The sequence below is a fragment of the Nonomuraea sp. NPDC050680 genome (assembly GCF_040654555.1).
Classification (GTDB): Bacteria; Actinomycetota; Actinomycetes; order Streptosporangiales; family Streptosporangiaceae; genus Nonomuraea.
This window is the reverse complement of the sequence record NZ_JBFAIF010000054.1, coordinates 1-1,987: the sequence shown is the minus strand read 5'-3', so window position 1 is coordinate 1,987 and position 1,987 is coordinate 1. Positions and strand designations below refer to the sequence as shown.

Below are 1,987 nucleotides of genomic sequence, written 5' to 3'. Positions count from 1 at the left end.
ACCCGCGTTCCGCAGATGTGTAGCGGGAAAAGCACACAGATCTGCGGTCTGAGCTGGGGAAACGCTTGCGGGCACGCTGATGCGGCGTGTCACTAGGCGTGAGTGTTGTGCCTGGTCAGGCGTCTGCGGCGGGGATGGCTTCGACGATCTTCTTCGGGGTCGGGATGTCGAGTTTGGCCAGGATGTCACGTTGGGGCTTGGTCAGCTCGGCGCGCTGACGGAAAGTGCCCGTCGGGCCGGTGAAGGTGGCCACCGTCAGGAGGTCGAACTCCTGGCGGATGCGGTTCCAGGTGACGCCGGTGCTGGTCTCGATGATGCGGATCAGTAGCAGCGCCAGCCAGCACAAGATGACGTGCGCGCGGATACGTTCCTCGAGCCGGTGATAGACCGGCCGCAGGTCGATGACCTGCTTCATGTCGCGCCAGCCTCGCTCGACCTCCAGCAGTTGCTTGTAGCCCACGGCGATGTCCTCGGCCGACAGCTTGGGGTCGGAGCAGCGCAGCAGGTACTTGCCGTCCAGGTTCGTCTCGGCCTTGATCTTCGCGGCGTCGATGCGCAGTAGCCCTTTGGGGGTGGTGCGCAGGTAGCGGTTCAGGCCGGGCTTGGTGGAGATGACGCCGCGCAGTTCGGCGCGTTTGGTGGCGCTGAGCGTGTCGGTGTCGGCGATCACCTCCGCCAGTTGGGCGATCAGACGCGTCCGGATGGCGGCGTCGCGTTCGGCGCCGTCGGGGTTGAAGCAGATCACGAACCGGTCGGACTCGCCGATCCGCACCTCTTTGACCTTCAGATTCTCGGCAACGTCCTGGTAGCGGCCTTGGCGGGACAGGGCGGCCTTGGCCTCGGCCGAGCCGGAGCGCAGCCGTTCGCCGATGATGTAGTGGTGATCGCCTTTGCGCAGGTAGCGGCGGTTGTCGGCGGAGGCGAAGCCGCGGTCACCGACCCACACGATCTTGGACAGGGTCCAGTCCCGCATGTCGTCCTTGACCTGGCGGATCAGGGCGGTGTCGGTGGTGTTGCCGGGCCAGGACCAGATGCGGACCGGGATGCCGTCGCGGGTGACGGCCATCCCGATGACGATCTGCGGCAGGTCGTCGCGGTGATCCTTGGACTTGCCGCGCGAGCGGAACCCCTTCATCACCGATTCGTCGCCGTCGCCGTCTTCGGGGTCGGGGAGTGGGAAGCCGCGCCCATTGCGGGCGATCGGCTCGTCCGGTTCGTCGATCTCGAAGTAGGTGGAGGTGGTGTCGAAGAACAGCAGGTCGACTTCCAGGTTGAGCAGGGTGGCGACCTGGTCGAACACCTTGCGCTCGACGGAGTCTTGGACCTGGTGCAGCCAGTCCATCGCCCGGTAGCAGGCATCGTCGGAGCAGGCGGGCAGGCCGTCGACGTGGGCGTTGCGGCCGACCCAGTGCGAGGCGGCCAGCTTGGAGGAGGCGTCCAGGGCGCGGTTGGCGACCAGCGCGAACAGCACCCGCTCAGTGAAGACGCTGCGCCGGGTGGAGGCCAGGATACGCGTCAGGATCGTGTCGATCTTCAGCTGCCGCCACAGCTGGTCAAGGAGATAGACGCCGCCGTAGGCGGCCGAGCCGATGAAGGTCAGCTCCGCGCCCGAGGTGAGGGCGGCGGCCCGGCCCGGATCCAGCAGCCGGCACAGCGAGCCGACCAGGCGTTCGACGGCTGCGCGGTCGATCTGGTCTTCGCGGCCGAAGTTGTGCAGGACCTTCATCTTGGCGGCTTTGGCGATGGGATCCCACTCGTTATGGGCGAGTTGGAGGTAACGCACCGTGGTGCCGTCTTTGTTCTTCCGGGTCGCTGTCCTGACGAACATGTCACCAGACCGTAGCAGCGAATGCACAGATCGTGACGGGGTTATCGCCGAAGTCGTGTCACTAGGGCTTTCCGCCGTTTCCACCAGGCCACACCGCGCCGACCTGCGAGTTCAGACCCGAACATGCCCTGGATCATGAATTAGCTGCGGAACGCGGGT

General features: G+C 65.9%; 1 protein-coding gene. It reads right to left on the bottom strand.

Going from position 1 to position 1,987, the window contains the following annotated elements:
* Positions 1-115: 115 nt before the first annotated feature.
* Positions 116-1,828 carry an IS1634 family transposase gene (locus AB0H88_RS52520; protein WP_357657747.1) on the bottom strand — a complete coding sequence of 571 codons (1,713 nt, stop codon included), beginning with the start codon at positions 1,826-1,828 and terminating at the stop codon, positions 116-118.
* Positions 1,829-1,987 lie beyond the last annotated feature (159 nt).